Here is a 23,446-nt window from a genome sequence, read left to right as displayed (position 1 = left end):
GTCGAGCCGCCCTTCGTGAGGACAGAGCTAGCGGGGTCTGTACTCCGCGGCCATCGGGCAGTCGAACGGTCGGCGCGCAGCAAGGCCGACCCGGTTGAGGTAGTTCACCACCGTGCCGAAGGCGCTCACCAGGGTGGCCTCCGTGTACGGGACCTGGTGCTCGGCGCAGTGCTCGCGGACCAGCTTCGAGGCGGCCTTGAGATGCGGGCGGGCCATGTTCGGGAACAGGTGGTGCTCGACCTGGTAGTTGAGGCCGCCCATCGCGAGCGTCATGACGCGGCCGCCGCGGATGTTGCGCGAGGTGAGGACCTGCTTCGACAGGAAGTCGACGCGGCTCGACTCGGGGATGATCGGCATGCCGATGTGGTTCGGTGCGAAGGCCGAGCCCATGTAGAGGCCGAAGATCGCGAACTGGACGCCGATGAAGGCGAACGCCATGCCCAGCGGCAGGAACCAGAAGATGATGCCGAGGTAGACGGCGAAGCGGATCGTGATCATCGTGATCTCGAGCGACCGCTTATCGACCTTCTTGCGGCCGAACACGGTCTTGTACGACATGAAGTGAAGGTTGAACCCTTCGAAGAGCAGGATCGGGAAGAACGCGTAGCCCTGCTTCTGGGTGAACAACCGGCTCAAGCCTCGCTGCTTGACGGCGTCGCGTTCGAGGAACGACACGGTGTCGTAGTCGATGTCGGTGTCGCGGCCGATGGTGTTCGGGTTGCCGTGGTGCTTGGTGTGCTTCGAGGTCCACCACGAGTAGCTCATGCCGACGACGCCGGCCGCGAGGACGCGACCGACACGGTCGCTCGTCTTGCCCGACTCGAACACCTGGCGGTGCGCGGTCTCGTGGGCGAGGAAGGCGTACTGCGTGAAGATGAGGCCGATCCCGCCGGCGATGAGCAGCTGGAACCAGCTGTCGCCGAGGAGGAATGAACCGGTCACGGCGGCGGCGAGGCAGGCGGTGACGATCGCGAAGACCGTGACGTAGAAGCCGGTGCGGCGCTTGAGGAGCCCCGCGTCGCGGACGCGGGCCAGCAGAGCCGTGTAGGTGCTGATCGGCTTGGCGGTGGGGCCGGAGGTCGTCCCGCGGAAACCGGCGGGGAGCTCCTTGTGGTTGCGGATCGTGCTGAGTAGGGACCCGGGGACTAGGGGTGCGGTGGAAGTGGGGGCTGAGTCAAGTGCGGTCATCGCGACTCTCCCTGTTCGAGGGTCGACTTCCCAGTCGGGTGTGTGAGCGAATGCTCCTTTCAGATGAGCCGACAGTATCCGTCGCCGCTGTGAGGCGGAAGTGAGTTCCCTCCCCCGTTCGGCCGGGCCGGGCTCGCTCGGCGGCGAGCGTTCGAGCCAGGACTCAGGATCGCAGGCGGTAAACTCGACTGTTCCCAACCACCCCGAGAGAAGAATCGTGACGGCTGTTCAGCACGGCGACGCGTCCGACGCGCGTTACTGGCCCGTCCCCATTCTCCGGGCGATCCCCTTCCTCGTGCTCGGAATGGTGATCACCTTCGTCAACAACCACTCGGCCGTGATCGGCATGACGGTGTTCGGCGCGACCACCGTCGCCGGCGGGATCCTGCTGGCTCTCGGCTCGTATCGCTGGCTCGACGACCCCTCCAGCCGCACGATCGCCGTCGTTCAGGGCGTCGTCGGTGTCGTCTTCGGCGCCGTCGCGTTGCTCTTCCACGCCGGAGGGCTGCCGATGTTGGTCGCCCTCGTCACCGGCTGGGCTCTGATCTCCGGAGTGCTCGAACTCGTGACCGGGTTGCGTCGCCGCAGGCGCAGCGGGCTGGCTCGTGACTGGATGCTCTTGGGCGGCATCACACTGCTGCTCGCGCTCGCCTACCTCCTCGTCCCGACCGATTACTCGAAAGAGCTCGGCGGCATCGAGAAGATCCAGGGCACGCTGACCTCGTCGACGATCCTCGTGGGGATCGTCGGGGCCTACGGCGCCCTGGTCGGAATCTTCCTGATCATCCAGGGCCTGTCCCTGAAGTGGCAGACCGGCACCCCCAGGATCTCGCCCACGGCGGTCGGGCAGACCGCCGCGACGGCACGGGCGCGAACGACGCACACGAATCCAGCAGCATCGACGGAGCACAGACGAAATGAGCACACCCAGCAGGCACGAGCGGGTCCGCCCGGCCGAACTCCTCGGGCTCTCGGCCGTCTTCGGCCTCTTCACCGGGCTGATCGTGCTTCTGGCGACCCGCGAGGTGCGCCTCGCCGGGATCTTCCTCTGCATCGCCTTCATCGTCGGCGTCGTGGTCCTGGCCATGCTCTCGCTCGCCTCCAAGCCGAACGACGCCGAGCAGCACGAGATCACCGACGAGAACGGCCGCACCAAGGGCCTGCTCGAGCGCGACGAGGACTACCCGCGCGGCCACTAGCCCTCCCGAAATCGAAGGGGATTTTCGCTGGACGGCCCTCCGATCGGCTTGAAAGGCGCGGCAGCGGAGCGTTCCCCTTCGATTTCTGTCGAAGGCGTGCGCGGAGGCAGGCTCAGAGGTAGGCGACGAGCTCCGGAGCGAGACCGACGTAGGTGGCCGGCGTGAGCGCCACGAGTCGCGCCTTCGCCTCGTCGCCGATGTCGAGACCCTCGACGAAGGCGACCAGCTCGGCCTGGCCGACCCGGTGGCCGCGGGTCAGCTCTTTCAGCATCGCGTAGGGGTCGCTGATCTGCGACCGCCCGGCGGTGATCTCGGCGCGGATCACCGTCTGGATCGCCTCGCCGAGCACCTCCCAGTTACGGTCGAGGTCGTCGGCCATGGCCGAGGAGTTGATCGAGATCTCGCCGAGCCCCCGCGTGATGTTGTCGAGCGCGAGCAGCGAGTGCCCGAAGGCGACGCCGATGTTGCGCTGGGCCGACGAGTCGGTCAGGTCGCGCTGCAGGCGCGACGTGACCAGGGTCTCGGAGAGCGACGAGAACAGCGCCGACGAGATCTCGAGGTTCGCCTCGGCGTTCTCGAAGCGGATCGGGTTGATCTTGTGCGGCATCGTGGACGACCCCGTGGCGCCGGCCTGCGGGATCTGCGAGATGTAGCCCATCGAGATGTAGGTCCAGATGTCGGTGGCGACGTTGTGCAGCACCCGGTTGGCGTGGGCGACCCGGTCGTACAGCTCGGCCTGCCAGTCGTGTGACTCGATCTGCGTGGTGAGCGGGTTCCAGGTCAGGCCGAGGCCTTCGACGAAGGAGCGCGAGACGGTGGTCCAGTCGAGGTCGGACGCGGCGGCGACGTGAGCGGAGAAGGTGCCCGTCGCTCCGGAGAACTTGCCGAGGAACTCGGACCCGGCGATCTGGGCGCGGATGCGGCCGAGCCGGTACGAGTAGACGGCGAATTCTTTGCCGACGGTCGACGGTGTGGCCGGCTGCCCGTGGGTGTGGGAGAGGATCGGCGTGTCTTTGTGCTCGTGAGCCAGCGCGGTGAAGAGCTCGATGACGCGGTCGAACTTCGGCAGCCACACGTCGAGGGCCGCGGCCTTCACGGTCAGCGCGTAGGACAGGTTGTTGATGTCCTCCGAGGTGCAGGCGAAGTGGGTCAGCTCGGCGACCGAGTCGAGCCCGAGGTCGGTCAGGCGGGCGCGCACGTAGTACTCCACGGCCTTGACGTCGTGACGGGTCGTCGCCTCGAAGACGGCGAGCTCGTCGATGTCGTTCTGCCCGAAGTCGGTGACCACGGCCCGGAGGGCGGCCTTCTGCGCCTCGGTGAGAGGGGAGGATCCTGCGAACGAGCGATCGGTCTGGTCGATCAGCCACTCGACCTCGACGCGCACGCGAGCCCGATTGAGCCCCGCCTCGCTCAGGTGGTCGCCGAGGCCCTCCACTGCGGGGCGGTAGCGGCCGTCGAGCGGGCTGAGGGGCTGCGGGGGAAGGCTCATGTGGTGGATCCCTGTCGTAGTGCTGGTTCGATCTGCCGGAACAGCGCGGTGGAGGCGTGCTCGACCATGTCGAGGACCGTCTCGAACATGGCGGCATCGGAGTAGTAGGGGTCGGGCACGTCGGTGCCGTCGCCCGCCCGGCCGACACTCGAGTCTCTGTCGAAGCTCAGCAGGAGCTGCACTTTCGAGCGGTCGGTCTCGGTCGGCGCCCACGCTCGCAGGATGCGTTCTTGGCCGCGGTCGAAGACCACCACGAGATCGTGCCGGTCGAAGTCAGCGGCCTCGAACTGCCGCGCTCGATGCCGTGACCCATCGTAGCCGCGGTTCTCGAGGGCCGCGATCGTGCGGGAGTCGGCGCGCTCGCCGACGTGCCAGTCGCCGGTGGCGGCCGAATCGACGACGACGCGGTCGCCGTAGCCGGCGGCGGTGACGCGGGCCCGGAAGACCGTGGAGGCCATCGGCGACCGGCAGATGTTGCCGGTGCACACGAAGACGATTCTGAACAGGGCGTCGGCCCCGTCCGATTCGCCGAAGTCGGCCCCTCGTACGGCATCGCGGTCAGGCGCGGGCGCGCACGTTGCCGAAGAGGGGCCGCAGGATGATTCCGATCAACCAGCCGAGAATGGCCAGGACCAGGGCGCCCAGGATGCCCCAGCCGAAGTTGTCGACGACCAGGCCGAATCCGATGATCCCCGAGATCCAGGCGACGACGATCAGGAGCAGTCCGTTGATGACGAACGAGATGAGGCCGAGGGTCAGGATGTAGAGCGGGAACGCGACGACCTTGACCACGGTGCCGACGATGCCGTTCACGAGGCCGAAGATGAACGCGACCAGCAGATAGGTGAGGACGGTCGGCACGATGGTCTTGTCCCCGAACGCGGTGACGTGGACGCCGGCGACGAGGAAGGTCGTGAACCAGAGGGCGAGGGCGTTGATGACGAGGCGGACGAAGAATCGCATGCGCACAACTATGCCCACCCGGGGCCGTCGGTGGTAGCCCGTAGGCTGGTCGGGTGACCGCTCCCGTACGACTTCGCCCCGAGATCGCTGCTCTCCCGCCCTACCGCCAGGGCAAACAGGCCGCCCCAGATGCCTTCAAGCTGTCGTCGAACGAGAATCCCTTCGAGCCCCTTCCGGCGGTCATCGAAGCCCTCCACGGGGCGCTCCACGTCAACCGCTACCCCGACGCGGCGGCCTCCGAACTCCGGTCGGTCCTCGCAGAGCGCTTCGGCGTAACTGTCGACGAGGTGCACGTCGGGGCCGGGTCGGTGTCGATCCTCTCCCAGCTCCTCCTCGCCGTCGCTCAGGCGGGCGACGAGGTCGTGTACGCCTGGCGCTCCTTCGAGGCCTACCCCGGGCTCGTCACCGTCACCGGCGCGACGAGTGTGCAGGTGCCGAACCTCGCCGACGGGTCTCACGATCTCGTCGCCATGGCGCAGTCGGTCACCGAGCGCACCCGCGCCGTGATCGTGTGCACCCCCAACAACCCGACCGGCGAGATCGTCGACGCCGAAGCCTTCGAGATCTTCATGGCGGCCGTGCCGGAGACGGTCCTCGTGATCCTGGACGAGGCCTACGTCGAGTTCGTCACCGCCGAGAACGCGGTCGACGGCGCCTCGCTGACCGAGCGCTACCCCAATCTGGTGGTCCTGCGCACCTTCTCCAAGGCCTACGGGCTCGCCGGGCTTCGAGTCGGCTACGCGGTCGGCCCTGCCTACGTGCTCGATGCCGCGCGATCGACGGCCATTCCGCTCTCCGTCACCGAGCCGGGTCTCCGGGCGGCCCTCGTCTCGCTCGAGCACGAAGACGAACTGCTCGAGCGAGTGGGTCGAATCACGCTGCTGCGCGACCAGGTTCGCCAGGCTCTGATCGACCAGGGCTGGGCCGTCCCCCGAGCCCAGGGCAACTTCGTCTGGTTGCCCACGGGCGAGCACACGGCGCGCGCCGCAGAGGTGTTCCAGCGACAGGGCGTGGTGGTCCGAGCCTTCACTCCGGAGGGCATCCGGATCACCATCGGCGAGTCCGCTTCTGTCGACAAACTCCTAGGAGCTGCCCAGGAGGTTGTCCGGAGCCTCTAGGTCTCGCGCGGCAGCCCGCCTATAGGCTCGTCGGCATGTCTTCCGACGCGATGGGGCCCGAGGTGCCTCCGATTCAGCTCCTCGACGCCTCCGGGGTGCTCCAAGAGAACGATCGGACTACCGAGTTCCTTCCGGTGATCGAGGCTCTCAGCGACGAGATGCTTCAGCGCTTCCACCGCGACATGGTGCTCACGCGCCGATTCGACGACGAGGCGGGCAACCTGCAGCGGCAGGGCCAGCTTGCGCTCTGGGTGCCGAGCCACGGCCAGGAGGGTGCGCAGGTCGGCTCCGCCCACGCCTCGCGGCCGCAAGACCATATCTTCCCGTCGTACCGCGAGCACGCCGTCGGCCTCGTCCGTGGCATCGACCCCGTCGACGTGATCCGCCTGCTCCGCGGCACGACGCACGGCGGGTGGGATCCCGTCGAGAAGCAGAACTTCCACCTCTACACGCTGGTGATCGGCTCGCAGACGCTGCACGCCACCGGCTACGCGATGGGCATCACGATCGACGGCGAGTACGCCACCGGCGATCCCGAGCGCGATCAGGCCGTCGTCACCTACTTCGGCGACGGGGCCACCAGCCAGGGCGACGTCAACGAGGCCATGGTGTTCGCGGCGAGCTTCCAGACGCCCGAGCTGTTCTTCCTGCAGAACAACCAGTGGGCCATCTCCGTGCCGGTGTCCACGCAGTCCCGCACCCCGCTCGTCCGCCGCGGCGAGGGCTTCGGCATCCCGTCGACCCAGATCGACGGCAACGACGTGCTGGCGAGCTATGCCGTCACCCTGCGCGACCTCGACGCTGCCCGGGCCGGCGACGGCCCGCGCTTCATCGAGGCCCTCACCTACCGCATCGGCGCCCACACGACCTCCGACGACCCCACGAAGTACCGCACGCACGCCGAGACGCAGTCGTGGATCGCCCGCGATCCGATCACGCGCTTCGAGGCGTTCCTGCGCTCTCGTGGTGAAGGCGACGCCTTCTTCCTCGAGGTCGAGGCCGAGGCGCTCGATCTCGCCGAAGACGTGCGCAAGCGCACTCTGGCCCTCGAGCGGCCCCCGGTCGAGCTGATGTTCGATCACGTCTACTCCGAGGCGCACCCGCGCATCGACGAACAGAAGGAGTGGCTCAAGAACTACGAAGCCTCCTTCGGAGACTCGCTATGACCGACACGATCGCTGCTGCGCCCTCGCGCCCACCCAGCCGAGCTCCGAGATCATGCCCTCGGCCGTGCCATCAACGCCGGCCTGCGGCGCGCGATGCAGGACGATCCGCGCGTCCTGATGATGGGCGAAGACATCGGCACGCTCGGAGGCGTCTTCCGCGTCACGGAAGGCCTCAAGTCCGAGTTCGGCGCGAAGCGCGTCATCGACACGCCCCTGGCGGAGTCCGGCATCGTCGGCACCGCGATCGGCCTGGCGATGCACGGCTTCCGCCCGGTCTGCGAGATCCAGTTCGACGGCTTCATCTTCCCCGGTTTCGACCAGATCACGTCGCAACTGGCGAAGCTGACGAACCGCCACGAGGGGACGCAGAGCATGCCCGTCGTGATCCGGGTGCCCTACGGCGGGCACATCGGCGCCGTCGAGCACCACCAGGAGAGCCCGGAGGCGTACTTCGCTCACACGGCCGGCCTCCGCAGCGTCAGCCCCTCCACCCCGCACGACGCCTACTGGATGATCCAGGAGGCGATCCGGTCGAACGACCCGGTGATGTTCTTCGAGCCGAAGAGTCGCTACTGGCCGAAGGGGCAGGTCGACTTCACCGCTCCCGGTGTTCCCCTGCACGCCAGCCGCGTGGTCCGACTCGGTACCGAGGTGACCGTTCTCGGCCACGGTGCCATGGTCTCGGTCCTGCTCCAGGCCGCCGAGATCGCCGCCGAAGAGGGCATCTCGCTCGAGGTCGTCGACCTCCGCTCCCTGTCGCCGGTCGACTACGGCCCCATCCTCGAGTCGGTGCGCAAGACGGGTCGTCTCGTCATCGCGCAGGAGGCCCCCGGCAACGTCAGCGTGGGCTCCGAGATCGCGGCCACCGTCTCCCAGAAGGCGTTCTACTCCCTCGAGGCGCCGGTGCTGCGCGTCAGCGGCTTCGACGCGCCCTTCCCGCCGGCCAAGCTCGAATCCGTCTACCTGCCCGACGCCGACCGGGTGCTCGAGGCCGTCGACCGCGCCCTCGCCTACTGAGAGAGTCCGCATCATGTCGACCACTGTCACCAGCAACGAATTCCACCTTCCGGACGTCGGCGAGGGCCTCACCGAGGCCGAGATCGTCGAGTGGAAGGTCGCCGCGGGCGACACCGTGGCGCTCAACCAGGTCATCGTCGAGATCGAGACCGCGAAGTCGCTCGTCGAGCTCCCTCGCCGTTCGCCGGCAGGGTCGACGAACTGCTCGTCGCCGTCGGCGACACCGTCGCCGTGGGCGCACCCATCATCCGTGTTGCGGGCGCCGAGATCCCGCGGACGCCGGCCGACGAGATCCTCGAGGCCGAGGCCGAAGCTGCCGCATTCGAAGAGGTCGTCCACGCGGCGTCCGCCTCGGTCGACGAAGACGGCTCGGGCGCCGTCCTGGTGGGCTACGGCATCACCGGCGCGCACCTCAGCACGCGACGTCGCCGCCCCAGCAAGGGCGAGGCCGACGCGCGCGTGCAGCGCGTGGCAGAAGAGAAGCGCCGCCGTCCCGCCTCCGTGCCCGCGGCATCGGCCCAACCGGTGATCGTGAAACCCCCGATCCGCAAGCTCGCCAAAGACCTCGGCGTCGACCTCGCCCTGGTCGAGCCCACCGGCCTCGCCGGCGAGACGACGCGCGACGACGTCATCCGGCAGGCGCGCCAGGCCAGCGTCTTCCACAACATCGAGACGCCCGAGTGGGGCGACGAACGCATCGAGCGGATCCCGGTCAAGGGGGTCAGGAAGGCCATCGCCACCTCAATGGTGTCGAGTGCCTTCACGGCCCCGCACGTCAGCCTGTTCGTCGACGTCGACGCCACCCGCACGATGGAGTTCGTCAAGCGCCTCAAGAACTCGGCGCAGTTCGCCGGCGTCAAGGTCTCGCCTCTGCTCATCATGGCCAAGGCCGTCATCTGGGCCGTACGGCGCAACCCGACGGTCAACTCCGAGTGGACCGACGAGGAGATCCTGGTCAGGCACTTCGTCAACCTCGGCATCGCGGCCGCGACCCCGCGCGGACTCATCGTGCCGAACGTGAAAGAGGCCCAGGCGATGAGTCTGCTCGAGCTGGCGCAGTCGCTCGAGCAACTCACGCTCACGGCCCGCGACGGGAAGACCCAGCCGGCCGAGACGCAGAACGGCACCATCACGATCACCAACATCGGCGTCTTCGGCATGGACACCGGCACGCCCATCCTCAACAAGGGTGAGGTCGGCATCGTGGCGCTCGGCACGATCAAGCTCAAGCCGTGGGTCACCGACGGCGAGGTACGCCCGCGCATGGTGACGACCATCGGCGCCAGCTTCGACCACCGGGTCGTCGACGGCGACGTGGCCTCGCGCTTCGTGGCCGACGTCGCCAGCGTGATGGAAGAGCCGGCTCTTTTGCTGGACTGAATCGTTCTTGGTTCGGTCGCCGGGTCACCCGGCCCCCGAAATCACGATCAGACGAGCCCGCGCTGGTACGCGTAGATGACGGCCTGCACCCGATCGCGCAGCTCGAGCTTGGCGAGCACCCGGCCGACGTGCGTCTTCACCGTCGACTCCGAGAGGAAGAGCTCCGCCGCGATCTCGGTGTTGGAGAGCCCGCGGCCGATCGCGATGAGCACTTCGCGCTCGCGCTCCGACAGCGGCGTCGCCGCGGCAGGATCGACGGTCGTCTCGGGCATCTTCCCGCGGTAGATCTCGATCATGCGCTGCGTGATGCGGGGCGACACGATGGCCTCGCCGCCGGCCACCGTGTGGATGGCCTGTACCAGGTCGGCCGAGGGGGCGTCCTTCAGGAGGAAGCCGCTCGCTCCGGCGTTGAGGCCGCCGAACGCGTACTCGTCGAGGTCGAACGTGGTCAGGATGATGACGCGCGTCTCGGGAAGGGCCGCGACGATGCGCCGGGTCGCCTCGATGCCGTCGAGCCCCGGCATCCGGACGTCCATGAGGACGACGTCGGGCCGCAGCTCGGTCGCCCGCGCGATCGCGTCCTCCCCGTTCGTGGCCTCGCCGACGACGCGCAGGCCTTCGGCGGCGCCGAGCACCATGGCCATCCCGGCGCGGAGGAGATCCTGGTCGTCGACGAGCAGCAGGGTGGTATCGGTCATCGGTTGTCCTCCGGGGGTGGGGCAGGGTCATGTGGACGCGCCAGCCGCCGCGTTCGAGGCCGGTCGCAGGATCGATGCGGGGGCCGGCCTCGACGGAGCCGCCGTGGATCGCGGCGCGCTCCCGCAGGCCGACGAGGCCGCGGCCGGTGCCGACCGAGGTGGGCGGGCCGAGGTAGATGCCGTCGTCGGTGACGTCGACGACGGTGCTCTCGTCGCCGTAGTCGAGCTGGACGAGGACGCGGGAGGGCTGGTTGGCGTAGCGGAGTGCGTTGGTCAGGGACTCCTGCACGGCGCGGTAGACGGCCACCTGCACGCTGGAGTCGGTCGGCGGTGTCCCGCGCTGCTGGACGGCCACCGGCACCCCGGTCGTGCGGTAGGTCTCGATCAGGCGGTCGAGTTCGTCGAGGGTGGGCTGCGGCGCCGTCGCTGCCTCGCCGTCCTCGCGCAGGACGCCGAGGAGGCGCCGCATGTCGCGGAGCGAGTCGCGCCCGACCTGTCCGATCTGCCGCACGGCCTCGCGCGCCCGGTCGGGGTCGGTGTCGGCGACGGCGTCGGCGCCGTCCGAGAGCCGCACCATGACGGAGAGACTGTGCGCGACGACGTCGTGCATCTCGCGCGCGATGCGGGAGCGCTCCGCCGCCGTGGCGAGCAGGCCCTGCTGGTCGCGCTCGCGGGCGAGCTGGGCTGCCCGTTCGATCAGGGCGTCGAGGTACCTTCGGCGGTTGCCGATGTTGACTCCGACCAGGAGCGCGAACAGGACGATGACCAGGATGAGCGACGGGCGGTCGCTGGACCCGCGCTGCGCGATCACGATGAGGAGGTAGGAGCCGTAGGCGGCTGCCGCGGCGATCCACGCCTGCAGGGTCCCGCTGTAGACGGCGACCGAGTAGATGGCGACGATGAGGGCCACGCCCAGGGTCGATCCGTCGTTGAACGCGGTGAGGATCCCCGAGCAGACGATGACGATCGCGATGGCGAGAAGCGGCCGCCGCCGGCGGAGGACCAGCGCGGCCGCGCCGATCAGCGGGATGACGAAGAACCCGTGGACGAGCCAGTCGGCCCCGGCGAACCCGAGCCCGTCGTCGATGCTCTCGACGTAGCCGGTGAGCAGCGCGAAGATGGCGATGAGGATGTCGGCGAGTAGCACGTGCGTCAACCAGAAGCGCCGGAACACGCCGGGCGGACGCGGCAGCAACAGTTCGTCGGCGTCGGCCGCGGCCTGCCCAGGGGGCCCAGCCAGAACTCGCGCCGGAAGGCCCTGGTCCGGTCGTCGGTCATGGCCTCGAAACTACCCCGAAGGGCGCAGGATCACGGTCGTCCCCGAGAACCGGCCCGTCGTACCGGGGTACCGGCACCCTTTTTGACAATGATTATCGTTTAGCATAACGTCGTCCGTGGCCGGGGCTCGAGGGCGGCACCCCGCGTCCTCCTTCCACGCCGCCCTTAGATGGATTCCTCCGTGAAGTTCCGCCCCCTCCTCGCCGGTGCCGCTCTCGCGGCCGCCGGTTCGCTGGCTCTCGCCGGCTGCTCCTCCAGCACCGGCACGGCCGACGCCGGCACCGGCTCTTCCACCGGCACGTCGGGCAAGGTCCTCGTCGTCGCCTCGACCGACGTCTACGGCGACATCGCGTCGCAGATCGGCGGCTCGGCCGTCCAGGTCACGAGCATCCTGACCAATCCGAACCAAGACCCCCACGGATTCGAGGCCGACGCGCAGACGCAGCTGGCGATCTCGAAGGCCCGGCTCATCATCGAGAACGGCGGCGGCTACGACGACTACGTCGACACCATGCGCTCGTCGACCTCGTCGAAGGCCGCTCTCATCAACGCCGTCACGCTGTCGGGCTTCAAGGCCGTCGACGGCGACCTCAACGAACACGTCTTCTACGACTACCCGACCATGGTCAAGGTCGCCAACGCCATCGCCGCGAACCTCGCCAAGGAGGCTCCGTCGAGGGCGAAGACCTTCTTCTCCAATGCCGCCACCTTCCGCCAGTCGATGCTGAAGCTCGAGGGCCAGACAGCCGCCCTCAAATCCCGCGACGCGGGTCGTGACGTCTCGTACACCGAGCCGGTGCCCGGCTATCTCTTCGACGCGATCGGCCTGAAGAACGTCACCCCCGAGGCTTTCTCGCACGCGGTCGAAGAGGGCAACGACGTTCCCCGGCGGCGCTGAACGAGACCCTCAAGCTGATGACGGGCACGAAGGTCGCGCTTCTCGCCTACAACGAGCAGGCCTCGAGCCCCGAGACGTCTCAGGTGCAGAAGGCGGCCGAGAAGGCGGGCGTCCCGGTGATCCCGGTGACGGAGACCCTTCCGAAGGGCGACGACTACCAGGCCTGGCAGCAGGGCAACATCGACGCCATCACGGCGGCGCTGGCCAGGTGACGACGAGATGAGCGAACCGGTGCTGACCCTCCGTGGCGCAGGCATGAGCTTCGGCGAGCGGACCCTGTGGGCGGGGCTCGACCTCGACGTGCGCCCGGGCGAGTTCATCGCCGTGCTGGGCCCGAACGGAGCCGGCAAGACCACCCTGCTCAAGGCGATCCTGGGGCAGCAGGACCTCTCCGACGGCACGATCGAGTTCCTCGGGCAGCCGGTCCGGCGCGGTCACCGCAAGATCGGCTACATCCCCCAGCAGCGCCTGATGGAGTCGGGCACCCCGCTCCGCACCCGCGACATGATCGCGCTCGGCATCACCGGCCACCGGTGGGGGCTCCGCCGCGAGTCGCGCGACGAGCGGCGCAGGATCGATGCGCTCGTCGACGAGGTCGGCGCGAGCACGTTCGCCACGGCGCCGGTCGCCTCGCTGTCGGGTGGCGAGCAGCAGCGGGCCCGGGTCGGGCAGGCACTCGCCTCGCAGCCCGCGCTCCTCCTCTGCGACGAGCCGCTCATCTCGCTCGACCTCCGGCACCAGCGGGGCGTCACCGAGCTGATCGACGCGCAGCGCCGGAAGACCGGTGCGGCCGTCGTCTTCGTCACCCACGACGTCAACCCGATCCTCGACGTGGTCGACCGGGTCGTCTACATCGCCGGCGGCCGCTTCACGATCGGCACACCCGACGAGGTCCTGCGCGCCGACGTCCTGAGCGACCTCTACGGCACGCCGGTGGACGTCGTCAGAACCATGGGCAGGATCGTCATCGTCGGCAGCACCGAGGCGACCGCCATCGGCGAGGGCGAGCACGACCACGCGCACCACCACGCCGACGCCGACGCCGACCCGGAGGGGCCGATCCGATGAACCTCGACGTCCTGACCCACATCCTCTCGTTCCAGAACTTCGGCGAGCTCGTCGTCCTGGTGCGCAACTCGATCTTCGCGGGCGCCCTGCTCGGCATCGTCGGCGGTCTGATCGGGCCGTTCGTGATCACCCGCAACCTTCCGTTCGCCGTGCACGGCATCAGCGAGCTCTCGTTCGCGGGCGCCTCGATCGCCCTCCTCGTCGGAGTGAACGTCGTGACCGGGTCGGTGGTCGGCAGCGTGCTGGCCGCCCTGCTGATCGGCGTGCTCGGCAACCGCGCTCGCGAGCGCAACTCGATCATCGCGGTGCTGATGCCGTTCGGTCTCGGTCTCGGGATCCTGGCGCTCGCGCTCTACCAGGGGCGCGCCGCCAACAAGTTCGGTCTGCTCACCGGCCAGATCGTCTCGGTCGACAACCCGCAGCTCGGCTGGCTGCTGGCCATCTCGGCCGTTGTGATCGTGACGCTGCTCGTCGTCTGGCGACCGTTGACCTTCGCCAGCGTCGACCCCGACGTCGCCGCAGCGGCAGGAATTCCGGTGCGCTCGCTGTCGATCGTCTTCATGCTGGTCCTCGGCCTGTCCGTCGCCGTGTCGGTGCAGATCGTGGGGGCCCTGCTCGTGCTGTCGCTCCTGGTGACTCCGGCGGCTGCCGCCCTCCGGCTCACGGTCTCCCCGATCTGGGTGCCCGTCTTGAGCATGGTGTTCGCCGTCGTCTCCGTGGTCGGCGGGATCCTGCTCGCCCTCGGCGGCGGGCTGCCGATCTCGCCGTACGTGACCACGATCTCGTTCGCCATCTGGCTCGTCTGCCGCCTCGTCGGCGGACGACGCGAGAAGCGCCGGCCCCGCCGCACGACCGTCGCTCCGACGGCCGTCGCCGAGAAGGTCGCGGTCGACGCATGAAGCGGAACACGTGGCAGCGGGAGGCCGTGCGCACCGCCCTCACCGGCACCGAGGGGTTCGTGAGCGCGCAGGTGCTGCACTCGCACCTGCGCGACACCGGGTCGTCGATCGGGCTGGCGACGGTGTACCGGGCGCTCGCCTCGCTCGAGGAGACCGGCGAGGTGGACGCGCTGCAGCAGGACGGCGAGAGCCTGTACCGCGCCTGCACCCAGGGCACGCACCACCACCACCTCATCTGCCGGAACTGCGGCACGACCGTCGAGATCTCGGCCGACCCGGTCGAGCAGTGGGCTCGCCAGGTCGCAGCAGAGCACGGATTCACGCAGGCGAACCACGTGGTCGACGTGTTCGGGCTCTGCGCGGCGTGCACGGCTCTCGCCGCCGCGGGCGGCCAGGTTGCCGAACCCGGGCGTGTCACGTAAGCTAGCTCCTTGGTTGAGTGCTATCTGCGCTCATGTGGGCCGAATCCTCGCTGTATCTCTCCGGAGAAGTGGATGACGCACGCCGACAAGTGACCTTGGGTAGAAGCTCTGCTTCTACGGTATCTACGGAGGAAAACCATGGCAGCAACCTGCCAGGTGACCGGAGCCGTTCCCGGCTTTGGGCACAACATCTCGCACTCGCACCGACGCACCAAGCGTCGTTTCGACCCGAACGTCCAGAAGAAGACGTACTACGTCCCTTCGCTGCGTCGTAACGTGACGCTGACGCTGAGCGCCAAGGGCATCAAGGTCATCGATGCTCGCGGCATCGAGAAGGTCGTCAAGGACCTGCTCGCACGTGGGGAGAAAATCTAATGGCCAAGAGCCAGGACGTCCGTCCGATCATCAAGCTCCGTTCGACGGCGGGCACCGGTTTCACGTACGTGACCAAGAAGAACCGTCGTAACAACCCCGACCGCCTCGTGCTCAAGAAGTACGACCCGGTCATCCGCAAGCACGTCGAATTCCGCGAGGAGCGCTAAACATGGCCAAGAAGAGCATGGTTGCGAAGAACAACCAGCGTAAAGAGATCGTCGCTCGCTACGCCGCGAAGCGCCTCGAGCTGAAGAAGGCTCTGATCGACCCGAACGGCACCGACGAGAGCCGCGAGGCCGCTCGCGTGGGCCTGCAGAAGCTGCCCCGTAACGCCTCGCCGGTCCGCGTCCGCGGTCGCGACGCGATCGACGGCCGCCCCCGCGGGTACCTCAACGAGTTCGGTGTCAGCCGTGTTCGCTTCCGCGACATGGCTCACCGTGGCGAATTGCCGGGCATCACGAAGTCTTCCTGGTAGGTTCTGAGGCGGTTCTCCACCGCGGTATCCCTGTAAATCCAGGGCTGGCCGGCGAAGAACCGCCTTTCGACTGTCAACAGCAGTCGTGCACCACCATCAAGTGCTTAACAAAAATCGCGTCCGAGGAGGACAACCTATGGCTGACAAGTCACTGAACCGCACCGAGCTCGTCGCAGCTGTCGCCACCGAGTCCGGCCAGAGCCAGGCTGCAGTGAGCGGCGTCGTCGACGCTCTCTTCGCCGTCGTCTCGAAGAACGTGGCCGATGGCACGAAGGTCACCATCCCCGGGTGGATCGCCTTCGAGAAGACGCACCGCGCCGCTCGCACCGGCCGCAACCCGCAGACGGGTGAGGCTCTCGAGATCGCCGCCAGCGACAGCGTCAAGGTCAGCGCCGGCTCGAAGCTGAAGGCTTCGGTCAAGTAGGTTCCCTCAAGAATCTGGCTGCTTTCTCGAAGGAAGGGTTGTCGTCCCCGGGCGACAACCCTTCCTTCAGTTAAGCCTCTATAGGCTTGCCGGGTGCCACGCCTCACCCGACTCGCCGCGCCCGCGATCCTGCTGCTGGCCGCGCTCGGGGCACTCCTGGTGGCGCTGTTCTTCGGCGGGGCGGCCGACCGCCTGCCGCTGGCAGACCCGGGCGGCGTCGTGCGCTTCGGTCTGCCGATCGCCACGCTCGTCACCGACCTCACCGCAGCGCTCGCCATCGGCACCCTCGCGCTCACCTGCTTCGCGCTGACGCCCGAGCGGCCCGAGTGGGGCCGGGCCCTCGACATCGCGTCGGCCGGTTCGCTCTGCTGGACCGTGGCATCCTGCGTCACCGGGTTCTTCACCTTCCTGAGCGTGTCGAACGTTCCCGTCACCCCCGACGCGAAGTTCGGCGAGTCCCTGGCGTTCTTCCTCACCGGGACGAGCCTCGGCCTCGCGTGGCTCGTGTCGACTCTCCTGGCAGCCGCCGTGACGGTGCTCTGCTTCGCGGTGCGAGGCGTCACCCCCGTCTTCTTCGTCGCACTGCTGGCCGCGGGCGCCCTGATCCCCATCGCGCAGCAGGGTCACGCGGCCGGCACCGCGAGCCATACCGCCGCGGTCACGGCCCTCGGCCTGCACATCGAGGGCGCCGCCGTCTGGCTGGGCGGGCTGCTCGGGCTGGTGCTGCTGCGGCCCGTGATCGAGAAGGCCCGGCTCGGTCCCGTCCTCGCGCGCTACTCCTCGATCGCGCTCGTCTGCTTCGTGATCGTCACGGTGTCGGGGGTCGCGAGCGCCGAGATCAGGATCGGCTCGTGGTCCGAGATCGGCTCGAAGTACGGTCTGCTCGTGATCGCCAAGGTCGTCGCGCTGATCGTCCTCGGACTGTTCGGCGTCGTGCACCGCCGCGTGCTGATCGCGCGCCTGCAGAACCGCCTGGAGGCGAGCAAGCCGACGTTCTGGTGGTTCGTCGCCGCCGAGCTCGGCTTCCTCGGGCTCGCCTCGGGCATCGCGGCCGCTCTGGCCCGCACCGAGACACCGGTCGCGCAGCAGGCCGTCAACGACACGGCGGCGGTCACCCCGGCCGAAGTGCTGACCGACGCTGTGCTGCCGCCCGAGTTCACGCCGCTGCGCTGGATCACCGCCTGGAACCTCGACCTCGTCTGGCTCCTCGCCTGCGTCTTCCTCGTCGCGGTCTACGTCGCCGGCGTCGTGCGCCTGCGCCGTCGGGGCGACTCCTGGCCGGTGTCGCGAACCATCCGGTGGTGCGTCGGGCTGGCGCTGCTCGCGTACGTCACCTGCGGGGCGCCGAACGTCTACGGCTCGTACCTGATGAGTGCGCACCTGGTGACGGTCGTCGTCGCAGGTCTGGTCGTGCCGATCCTGCTCGTGCCGGCGGCGCCGTGGACCATGGCTCTCCTGGCGATCGCCAAACGGACCGACCGTAGCCGCGGCCCGCGCGAGTGGCTGCTTCTGATCGTGCAGTCGAGGGTCGCGGCGTGGCTGACCTATCCGCCCGTCGGCGGGATCCTGCTGGCCTTCTCGTTCTGGGCGGCGCTCTTCACGCCGCTGCTGCGATTCACCGCGACGTCGGCCCTGGGGCACTTCGTGCTCGTGCTCGGTCTGCTGCTGTGCGGCCTGCTCTTCGCCCAGGCGCTCGCCGGAGTCGACCCGGTGCCGGTGACGGCCGGCTTCGGCGTGCGGATGGGGTTGGCCGCACTCGTCGCCGCCGTGGTCGTCGCACTCGGCGCATGGCTGGCCGTGACGCAGGGGCTGCTGCTGGCCAACTGGTTCGGGGCGATGGGCCGCGAGTGGGGGCGGCGCCGGTGGCGGATCAGCAGCAGGCCGGCGTGGTGTTCGGCGTCGTCGGAGTGGTGGCGTGCGCGGCGCTGACCGGGGGCGCACTGCGGGTCGCCCGGCGTGCTGCAGCTGGTGGCGCCGGCGGCTGAACCCGTGTGCGTGCGTGCGGCTTTGGCCCGCAGACGAGAGCGGTGTCCATGACCCGGGGTCTGGGGCAGACACGCCCTCGTGCGGCCGAGCGCTACACCGTCGCAGCAGCAGGCGCAGCCAACAGCTCGCGCACCATCGGTGCCACCTCGCGGCCGTACAGCTCGATGCTCGACATCAGGTGCTCGTGCGGAAGCTGCCCCATGCTGTACCGCAGGTCGAAGCGGGTCGCCCCGAGGATGCGCAGGTTGCGCACGATCTTCCGCGCCACGGTCTCGGGCGAACCGACGTAGAGCGCCCCGTCGGCGGCGGCCGTCGCGAGGTACTGCTCGCGCGAGTAGGGCCCCAGCCGCGCTCGCGCCCGAGCTGGTTGGTCTGCGCCTCCTGGTACGGGTAGAGGATTTCGAGCGCTTCCTCGTCAGTTGCCGCGATGAACCCGGGCGAGTGCATCGCGATCGGCTGCGGTGCCTGACCGAACTGCTCGAGAGCCCGGCGGTAGAGATCGGCGTAGGGGGCGAACTGGGCGGGCTGGCCGCCGATGATCGCGAGGAACAGCGGCATGCCGTAGTGCGCCGCTCGGATGACCGACTGCGGCGACCCGCCGACGCCGACCCACGTGGTGAGCGTGCCCGACTCGGGTCGCGGGTAGACCCACTGGTCGTTCAGGGCTCCTCGCTTCGTGCCCTCCCAGGTGACGGGCTCGTCGCGGAGCAGAGCGGCGAAGAGTTCGATCTTCTCCTCGAAGAGCACCTCGTAGTCGGCCAGGTCCAGCCCGAACAGCGGGAACGACTCGGTGAACGAGCCGCGTCCGAGGATCACCTCGGCGCGTCCGCTCGACAGCGCGTCGACGGTCGCGAAGCGCTCGAAGACGCGCACGGGGTCGTCGGAGGAGAGCACTGTCACGGCCGAGCCCATCCTGATCCGGGACGTTCGGGCCGCGATGGCGCCGAGCACGACCTCGGGCGCGGAGACGGCGAAGTCGACGCGGTGGTGCTCGCCGACGCCGATGAAGTCGAGGCCCACCTCGTCGGCCAGGACCGCCTGGTCGAGCAGGTTGCGGATCGACTGCGCGTGCGTCAGCGGTGGTCCGGCGAGCGGAGCGCCACCGAACTGCTCGGTCACGTCGCCGAAGGTGTCGAGTCCGAGCTCGACGGTCGCAGGATCGATCTCGGGCACGATCCGGTCGGGATGTGTTGCGGTGGCCATGGGGTCCCCATTTCTATGCGTTTGCATGTTACTGCAACGCCGAGGTGGCCGCACTATTCCGACACGTCGGTCAGCGCAGTGACGCGAGAGTGCGAGTCACGGCGCGCGCCTGCTGGATCCTGCGCTCGTAGGTCGCCGCGACGACGATCAGCAGGACGCCGCCGACCCCCGCCCAGAGCCACCAGGGCACACTGGTCGAGAGCACTTGCAGCCCGGGCCAGACCTGCGCCAGGGCGTGCAGGATCACGACGGCTCCGCCGATCACGACCGGCGCCTGGAGATGCGCCCGCACGCCGACGAGGAGCACGGCGAGCGCCGCGGCGCCGAGCAGGACGACGCGCAGCACCGTGACGTCGAGGTAGTCCGCCGCGAGCGACGGCAGCAGCCCGAGCAGGAGACCCGCACCGAGCGCCGGCCAGGAGCGACGGCTGGCGTCGCGACGGAGGTCGAGCGCCCCGGCCGCGACGAGTGCCGCCGCCAGCGGGGCGGTGAGAGCCTCGAAGGCGACGCGGTGGGCGACCCCGGCGACCAGGGCGTCGAAGACGACGAAGGCGGAGGCGCCCAGCGCGACGAATCGGAGCAGGCCGGCGGCCTGGGCTGGCGCTCGGCCCGCTGCCAGCACGGACCCGCCGGCGAGGACGGCGGCGACGACGACCGGCCGGATCGCCTCGCCGGGGTGCGCGGGCACGAGCACCAGCTCGGGCACGGTCAGCGTGACGATCGCCCCCAGCACAGCGACCGGAGCCGCCCACACGGAGGTACCCGTCCTCGGCGATGCCGGACCTCCGGCAGCGTCCCGGCGCCACGCGAGGGCGGCGGCGAGCAGGATCACGGCGCCGCCCGCGGCCCACGCGTCAGCGGTCCAGGGCGCCGCAGCGCTCCGACCCGCACCGTCGAGGCCGGCCGTGACGCCGCGGACGACGGACGTCCCTCCGACGGCGACCAGCGCGCTGACGATGAGCGGAAGGCGGACTGCCGGCCCGCGAGTCGCCAGTGCGCGAACCGCCGGCCCGGCGACGACGAGCGCGGCGGCGAGGGATCCTGCGAGCACGAGGAGGAGGGGGCGCACGACGGGCCCGCCGCCCGAGACGACGAGGCTCGGCAGGATTCCCGTGGCCAGCGCCGCGGCGAACAGCGCCGTGCGTCCGTCGAGCGGAAGACCCCGGTCGTCGTCGGGCGCGCTCGTGACGGCAGGCTCCCGCCAGAGCGTGAGCGCCGCCGCCAGCAGCAGCAGGACTCCGGCGAGGGGCAGCGTGTACGCCTCGACCAGCGTCACGGACCGCTGGACGAGTGCGATCCACAGCGCGGCCGTGGACAGGGGGAGCGCGACCCACGCGAGGTGTCGCCGGGGCGCGGATCCGGTGAGCACCGGTCCGTTTCCGGAGGCCGCGACGAGCGCGGCGACGGCCAGGAGCAGCAGAGGGAGCCAGGCGTGGGCTGTCGCGAGAGCGGCCGGCAGCAGAGCCAGTGCACCGAGGGCCGTGACGACGTCCCACGCCGGCCGTCGCGTCGTCGCCCGGGCCAACGCGCTCGCGCCGAACGCGGCGAGCAGGATCACGACTCCCGCGACGACGACGTCGCCCCAGGCGTTCGCTGCCCGCGAGAAGCCGGCCGCGGCTCCGAGCAGCGCCGCAGGTGTGAGGGCGGCGGCGACGAGCCGCTCCTGCGTACGCCCCGGGACGGGCAGGAGGATCCAGAGCAGGCCCACCGCGCCGACGATCGTCAGCAGAGTCGCCCAGGCGGCGGGGTGGAGCGCCGACTCCCCGGCGGCGAAGGTCTGCACGGCCGTGCTCGTCAGGCCGACGACGACCGCGATCAGCGCGGTGAGCGCGAGGCAGCCCGCTTCCACCCGCGCGAGCCGTCCTCGGCCGGGTGCGCGTCGGCGCCGCATTCTGCGATCCGCTGCCGTGACGGCACCGTCGGCGCCGGCGAGAGCGTTCGGCGGATCGTTCGGCTTCCGCACGATCGGCGCAACGGCGAGCAGCCCGAGGGCCAGCAGGCCCCCGAGGCTGAGCGCCACGGCTCCGTCGCGCGCGGGCGCCGTGGCCGAGACCCAGCTCGGTCCGCGCCCCGCGGCGACCAGGGCCACGACGAGCGCGAACACGCCCAGCCCGCCGCGGACGGCGATCCGTCCGAGGCGCGGCAGCGGGACGAGTCGCACCGACGCCCGCACCAGCAGGGGGTCACGACGGCGACGACGACGCCCGCCGGCCACAGGTCGTGCGTCGCGCCTGCCGACGCGAGCAGGAGGAGACTGCTCGCCATCGCCATCGCTGCACCGATCCAGCGCAGCGTGCCGCTCACGCGCGAGCGCCAGCGCATCGCGAGCAGCGCGATCGCGACGAGGGCCCCGAGCAGCGCCGTCTCGAGCGCGGGAACAGTGGTCAGGATCGCACCGTCGAGGGCCGCGATCCCGACCAGAGCGACCGCGACGACGCGACAGGCGCGGCTCAGCGAGCCGCGGGCCGGGCGAGCGAGACTCCCGTCGAGCATCTGCAGGACGAGGACCGCCAGGACGGCGGTCGCGGCGAGAGCCGGCGCTGCCCAGAAGACGAACGTGGCGCCCGTGCCCGGCACCTCGGGCACCGGCCACGGGTTCGCGAGCGGATCGCGGGCGAACGCCGGTGCCGAAAGCCAGGCCGCCGTGCGACGCAGGATCGTGACCAGGACGACCACGAGGTCGGGGACGGCGAGCAGCGCGGCGCAGACCAGGATCACCGCAACGCCACCGCGGAGGACGGCGATCAGCGGCCACGCGGACCAGCGGTGATCGGAGTCGGAAGGACCATCGGCCGTGCGGCTCAGCAGTCGTCGGGTGCGGGCCAGGGCAGCCGCCGCCAGCGCCGCCGCCACCAGCGTCGACGCCGGTGCGAGCCAGGCCAGGAGCCCGGCGACGCCCAGGCGCGCGACGAGGTCGACCAGGGCGAGCACGAGGGTGACCCCGAGACCCGCGCGCGCGAACCGGCCGACGCTCCCGGCTCCCCATCCTGCCTGCCACACGCCGGCGCCGCCGTCGACGAGGGCGAGTCCCGTCCAGAGCGCGGCCGCGACGAGCAGCGCGAGGGAGCCGCCGCCGACGAGGCCGGAGGCCGCCGTGTACCCGGCGAGGCTGGCGCCGACGAGGGCCGCGGTCGTGACGGACCTGGCCCAGGTGATCTCGATCGGCGTTCGGGAGAAGCGGCCGAGGGCGAGGCCGACGATGGCTGTCACGGCCGCGCCCGCCCAGGCGCTCGTCGAGCCGTCGCTCGCTGCGGTGGAGACGATCCCGCAGCCGATGCCGAAGGTCGCCAGAGGTGCGAGTGCCAGGCCGCCGAGCCGCAGGGAGCGGAGTCGCGTGCGACGCTCGAGCAGGAGGACGAGCGTCGCCAGCCCGCCGGCGTACAACCCCGTGAACAGCCAGCCCCCACGCCGCCCGAGCCGAACAGGCCCTGGGCGCGGACGAGGAGGCCGTCGAGCGCCACCAGCACGATGGCGAGGGTCGCGATGCCCTCGGCCGTGCCGGGAAGGCGGCGGCGGAGCCCGCGGGCCGTCGCGAACACTCCGCCGGCGATCAGCAGGAGCAGGACCGCGCGAACGCTGGCCGACGTGACGAGGAAGGCGATCAGCGCGAAGAAGATGGCCGTCACGGAGACGAGCACGATGCCGACGGCCAACAGCAGGATCTGCACGGTGCTGCGGCGACGGACGGGCCCGGTGGCGACGGCGGAGGTCGGCGCCGGGGCGAAGGTCGCGCGGTAGGCGGGTGGCGGCGCGGCGGCAGCGACCCACCCGGACGCGTCCGCTCGATCCTGCGCCGCCTGCTCGCGGGCGCGTCGGTCTGCGGTCGCCCGCTCGGCGTCGATCCTGCGGGCTTCTGCGACCCGGAGGTTCTCGACCCGGATCTCCGCGACGAGCGCGTGTCGTCTCGCGTCGGCCGCCAGCATGTGGCGGACGTGCTCGAGCAGGCGCTCGGCGGCCGGGGCGTCGAGCCGGAGGCCGCAGGCGGGGCAGGCGATGCCGATCAGTTCGGTGAAGCAGGACGGGCACAGCGTCGTGTCGCCGAGAGCCTCGGCGCTGGGTGGCCACTGCGTCTTTTCGTCCATCTCGTCCTCCGCTGATTCGCGACCGTTGCGTCACCCTAATGCCCGATCAGCCGCGGAATCTCACCCCAGAGCGAGCGAGGGCACAAGTGCCCCAGGGGCACTTCTGCCCCTTTGATCG

22 protein-coding genes and 4 pseudogenes are annotated in these 23,446 nt (G+C 69.9%); 16 read left to right on the top strand and 10 right to left on the bottom strand.

Annotation, left to right across the window (positions count from 1 at the left end; translation table 11 throughout):
• Window positions 1–27 precede the first annotated feature (27 nt).
• Window positions 28–1,188 carry a fatty acid desaturase family protein gene (locus QUE79_RS03000; protein ID WP_286345363.1) on the bottom strand — a complete coding sequence of 387 codons (1,161 nt, stop codon included), beginning with the start codon at window positions 1,186–1,188 and terminating at the stop codon, window positions 28–30.
• 304 nt (window positions 1,189–1,492) lie between these two features.
• Between QUE79_RS03000 and QUE79_RS25135 the strand changes: the two are divergent.
• Together QUE79_RS25135 and QUE79_RS02990 are read left to right on the top strand one after the other, a co-directional pair.
• Window positions 1,493–1,789, top strand: a pseudogene (locus QUE79_RS25135) (DUF308 domain-containing protein); the annotation flags it as partial.
• Between the two features lie 316 nt (window positions 1,790–2,105).
• Window positions 2,106–2,387, top strand: coding sequence for a hypothetical protein (locus tag QUE79_RS02990; protein WP_286345361.1), 282 nt, complete (start codon window positions 2,106–2,108; stop codon window positions 2,385–2,387).
• Between the two features lie 112 nt (window positions 2,388–2,499).
• Here QUE79_RS02990 and purB read toward each other — a convergent pair whose 3' ends face one another.
• The 3 genes from purB to QUE79_RS02975 form a co-directional block, all read right to left on the bottom strand.
• Window positions 2,500–3,876 (bottom strand): adenylosuccinate lyase, encoded by a 1,377-nt coding sequence (gene purB, locus QUE79_RS02985; protein ID WP_286345360.1) that lies wholly within the window; start codon window positions 3,874–3,876, stop codon window positions 2,500–2,502.
• Complete coding sequence (locus QUE79_RS02980) at window positions 3,873–4,334, bottom strand: low molecular weight protein-tyrosine-phosphatase (RefSeq protein ID WP_434011071.1); 462 nt, start codon at window positions 4,332–4,334, stop codon at window positions 3,873–3,875. The genes purB and QUE79_RS02980 overlap by 4 nt, the downstream gene beginning before the upstream one ends.
• A 100-nt stretch (window positions 4,335–4,434) precedes the next feature.
• Window positions 4,435–4,839: a phage holin family protein gene (locus tag QUE79_RS02975; protein WP_286345359.1), complete on the bottom strand. Its 405-nt coding sequence runs from the start codon at window positions 4,837–4,839 to the stop codon at window positions 4,435–4,437.
• 53 nt (window positions 4,840–4,892) lie between these two features.
• Between QUE79_RS02975 and QUE79_RS02970 the strand changes: the two genes are divergently transcribed.
• The 4 genes and pseudogenes from QUE79_RS02970 (at window position 4,893) to QUE79_RS02955 (ending at window position 9,520) form a co-directional block, all read left to right on the top strand.
• Window positions 4,893–5,957 (top strand): histidinol-phosphate transaminase, encoded by a 1,065-nt coding sequence (locus tag QUE79_RS02970; RefSeq protein ID WP_286345358.1) that lies wholly within the window; start codon window positions 4,893–4,895, stop codon window positions 5,955–5,957.
• A 35-nt stretch (window positions 5,958–5,992) separates the two neighbouring features.
• Entirely contained in the window at window positions 5,993–7,123 is a 1,131-nt protein-coding gene (locus QUE79_RS02965) for a thiamine pyrophosphate-dependent dehydrogenase E1 component subunit alpha (protein ID WP_286345357.1), read from the top strand.
• Between the two features lie 93 nt (window positions 7,124–7,216).
• Window positions 7,217–8,140 (top strand): alpha-ketoacid dehydrogenase subunit beta, encoded by a 924-nt coding sequence (locus tag QUE79_RS02960; RefSeq protein ID WP_286345356.1) that lies wholly within the window; start codon window positions 7,217–7,219, stop codon window positions 8,138–8,140.
• Window positions 8,141–8,153: 13 nt separating this feature from the next.
• A pseudogene (locus QUE79_RS02955) lies at window positions 8,154–9,520 on the top strand (dihydrolipoamide acetyltransferase family protein).
• Window positions 9,521–9,567: 47 nt separating this feature from the next.
• Here QUE79_RS02955 and QUE79_RS02950 read toward each other — a convergent pair.
• Window positions 9,568–10,218, bottom strand: coding sequence for a response regulator (locus QUE79_RS02950; protein WP_286345355.1), 651 nt, complete (start codon window positions 10,216–10,218; stop codon window positions 9,568–9,570).
• Between the two features lie 73 nt (window positions 10,219–10,291).
• Window positions 10,292–11,365: pseudogene (locus QUE79_RS26085) on the bottom strand (sensor histidine kinase); the annotation flags it as partial.
• A gap of 312 nt (window positions 11,366–11,677) precedes the next feature.
• Between QUE79_RS26085 and QUE79_RS02940 the strand changes: the two are divergent.
• The 10 genes from QUE79_RS02940 (at window position 11,678) to QUE79_RS02895 (ending at window position 17,986) form a co-directional block, all read left to right on the top strand.
• Entirely contained in the window at window positions 11,678–12,394 is a 717-nt protein-coding gene (locus tag QUE79_RS02940) for a metal ABC transporter solute-binding protein, Zn/Mn family (RefSeq protein ID WP_286345353.1), read from the top strand.
• 17 nt (window positions 12,395–12,411) lie between these two features.
• Window positions 12,412–12,606 carry a TroA family protein gene (locus QUE79_RS02935; protein WP_286345352.1) on the top strand — a complete coding sequence of 65 codons (195 nt, stop codon included), beginning with the start codon at window positions 12,412–12,414 and terminating at the stop codon, window positions 12,604–12,606.
• 7 nt (window positions 12,607–12,613) lie between these two features.
• On the top strand, window positions 12,614–13,462 hold the full coding sequence (locus QUE79_RS02930) for a metal ABC transporter ATP-binding protein (RefSeq protein WP_286345351.1): 849 nt from the start codon (window positions 12,614–12,616) through the stop codon (window positions 13,460–13,462).
• Window positions 13,459–14,361 (top strand): metal ABC transporter permease, encoded by a 903-nt coding sequence (locus QUE79_RS02925; RefSeq protein ID WP_286345350.1) that lies wholly within the window; start codon window positions 13,459–13,461, stop codon window positions 14,359–14,361. Before QUE79_RS02930 ends, QUE79_RS02925 begins: the two co-directional genes overlap by 4 nt.
• The gene (locus QUE79_RS02920; protein ID WP_286345349.1) at window positions 14,358–14,783 is read left to right on the top strand and encodes a Fur family transcriptional regulator; all 426 of its coding nucleotides are present in this window, start codon (window positions 14,358–14,360) and stop codon (window positions 14,781–14,783) included. The genes QUE79_RS02925 and QUE79_RS02920 overlap by 4 nt, the downstream gene beginning before the upstream one ends.
• A 138-nt stretch (window positions 14,784–14,921) precedes the next feature.
• Window positions 14,922–15,158 carry a 50S ribosomal protein L28 gene (gene rpmB / locus QUE79_RS02915; RefSeq protein ID WP_055961461.1) on the top strand — a complete coding sequence of 79 codons (237 nt, stop codon included), beginning with the start codon at window positions 14,922–14,924 and terminating at the stop codon, window positions 15,156–15,158.
• Window positions 15,158–15,325, top strand: a complete 168-nt coding sequence (gene rpmG / locus QUE79_RS02910; RefSeq protein ID WP_055961458.1) for a 50S ribosomal protein L33 — start codon at window positions 15,158–15,160, stop codon at window positions 15,323–15,325. Before rpmB ends, rpmG begins: the two co-directional genes overlap by 1 nt.
• A 2-nt stretch (window positions 15,326–15,327) precedes the next feature.
• The gene (rpsN, locus tag QUE79_RS02905) at window positions 15,328–15,633 is read left to right on the top strand and encodes a 30S ribosomal protein S14 (protein WP_119869845.1); all 306 of its coding nucleotides are present in this window, start codon (window positions 15,328–15,330) and stop codon (window positions 15,631–15,633) included.
• A gap of 136 nt (window positions 15,634–15,769) precedes the next feature.
• On the top strand, window positions 15,770–16,057 hold the full coding sequence (locus QUE79_RS02900; RefSeq protein WP_286345348.1) for an HU family DNA-binding protein: 288 nt from the start codon (window positions 15,770–15,772) through the stop codon (window positions 16,055–16,057).
• Between the two features lie 93 nt (window positions 16,058–16,150).
• The gene (locus QUE79_RS02895; protein WP_286345347.1) at window positions 16,151–17,986 is read left to right on the top strand and encodes a bifunctional copper resistance protein CopD/cytochrome c oxidase assembly protein; all 1,836 of its coding nucleotides are present in this window, start codon (window positions 16,151–16,153) and stop codon (window positions 17,984–17,986) included.
• A 148-nt stretch (window positions 17,987–18,134) separates the two neighbouring features.
• On the opposite strand, the pseudogene QUE79_RS02890 reads toward QUE79_RS02895, so the two are convergent.
• From QUE79_RS02890 to QUE79_RS02875, 4 genes and pseudogenes are all read right to left on the bottom strand, one after another.
• Window positions 18,135–19,246 (bottom strand): annotated as a pseudogene (locus QUE79_RS02890) (LLM class flavin-dependent oxidoreductase).
• A gap of 70 nt (window positions 19,247–19,316) precedes the next feature.
• Window positions 19,317–21,095 (bottom strand): SCO7613 C-terminal domain-containing membrane protein, encoded by a 1,779-nt coding sequence (locus QUE79_RS02885; protein ID WP_286345346.1) that lies wholly within the window; start codon window positions 21,093–21,095, stop codon window positions 19,317–19,319.
• Window positions 21,062–22,456 carry a hypothetical protein gene (locus QUE79_RS02880; protein ID WP_286345345.1) on the bottom strand — a complete coding sequence of 465 codons (1,395 nt, stop codon included), beginning with the start codon at window positions 22,454–22,456 and terminating at the stop codon, window positions 21,062–21,064. Before QUE79_RS02880 ends, QUE79_RS02885 begins: the two co-directional genes overlap by 34 nt.
• Complete coding sequence (locus QUE79_RS02875; protein WP_286345344.1) at window positions 22,453–23,328, bottom strand: hypothetical protein; 876 nt, start codon at window positions 23,326–23,328, stop codon at window positions 22,453–22,455. The genes QUE79_RS02880 and QUE79_RS02875 overlap by 4 nt, the downstream gene beginning before the upstream one ends.
• Between the last annotated feature and the right edge of the window lie 118 nt (window positions 23,329–23,446).

Origin of the sequence: Frondihabitans sucicola, from assembly GCF_030296615.1 — a bacterium.
GTDB lineage: Bacteria > Actinomycetota > Actinomycetes > Actinomycetales > Microbacteriaceae > Frondihabitans > Frondihabitans sucicola.
This window is presented reverse-complemented; position numbering and strand designations above follow the sequence as displayed.

Excerpts from the sequence above, each read along its gene's own strand:
- QUE79_RS02960 (WP_286345356.1), top strand. The coding sequence starts at position 7,217 with ATGCAGGACGATCCGCGCGTCCTGATGATGGGCGAAGACATCGGCACG.
- QUE79_RS03000 (WP_286345363.1), bottom strand. The coding sequence starts at position 1,188 with ATGACCGCACTTGACTCAGCCCCCACTTCCACCGCACCCCTAGTCCCC.
- QUE79_RS02900 (WP_286345348.1), top strand. The coding sequence starts at position 15,770 with ATGGCTGACAAGTCACTGAACCGCACCGAGCTCGTCGCAGCTGTCGCC.
- QUE79_RS02930 (WP_286345351.1), top strand. The coding sequence starts at position 12,614 with ATGAGCGAACCGGTGCTGACCCTCCGTGGCGCAGGCATGAGCTTCGGC.
- QUE79_RS02875 (WP_286345344.1), bottom strand. The coding sequence starts at position 23,328 with ATGGACGAAAAGACGCAGTGGCCACCCAGCGCCGAGGCTCTCGGCGAC.
- QUE79_RS02925 (WP_286345350.1), top strand. The coding sequence starts at position 13,459 with ATGAACCTCGACGTCCTGACCCACATCCTCTCGTTCCAGAACTTCGGC.
- QUE79_RS02935 (WP_286345352.1), top strand. The coding sequence starts at position 12,412 with ATGACGGGCACGAAGGTCGCGCTTCTCGCCTACAACGAGCAGGCCTCG.
- rpmG (WP_055961458.1), top strand. The coding sequence starts at position 15,158 with ATGGCCAAGAGCCAGGACGTCCGTCCGATCATCAAGCTCCGTTCGACG.
- QUE79_RS02980 (WP_434011071.1), bottom strand. The coding sequence starts at position 4,334 with ATGGCCTCCACGGTCTTCCGGGCCCGCGTCACCGCCGCCGGCTACGGC.
- rpmB (WP_055961461.1), top strand. The coding sequence starts at position 14,922 with ATGGCAGCAACCTGCCAGGTGACCGGAGCCGTTCCCGGCTTTGGGCAC.
- QUE79_RS02965 (WP_286345357.1), top strand. The coding sequence starts at position 5,993 with ATGTCTTCCGACGCGATGGGGCCCGAGGTGCCTCCGATTCAGCTCCTC.
- QUE79_RS02990 (WP_286345361.1), top strand. The coding sequence starts at position 2,106 with ATGAGCACACCCAGCAGGCACGAGCGGGTCCGCCCGGCCGAACTCCTC.
- purB (WP_286345360.1), bottom strand. The coding sequence starts at position 3,876 with ATGAGCCTTCCCCCGCAGCCCCTCAGCCCGCTCGACGGCCGCTACCGC.
- QUE79_RS02950 (WP_286345355.1), bottom strand. The coding sequence starts at position 10,218 with ATGACCGATACCACCCTGCTGCTCGTCGACGACCAGGATCTCCTCCGC.
- QUE79_RS02975 (WP_286345359.1), bottom strand. The coding sequence starts at position 4,839 with ATGCGATTCTTCGTCCGCCTCGTCATCAACGCCCTCGCCCTCTGGTTC.
- rpsN (WP_119869845.1), top strand. The coding sequence starts at position 15,328 with ATGGCCAAGAAGAGCATGGTTGCGAAGAACAACCAGCGTAAAGAGATC.
- QUE79_RS02920 (WP_286345349.1), top strand. The coding sequence starts at position 14,358 with ATGAAGCGGAACACGTGGCAGCGGGAGGCCGTGCGCACCGCCCTCACC.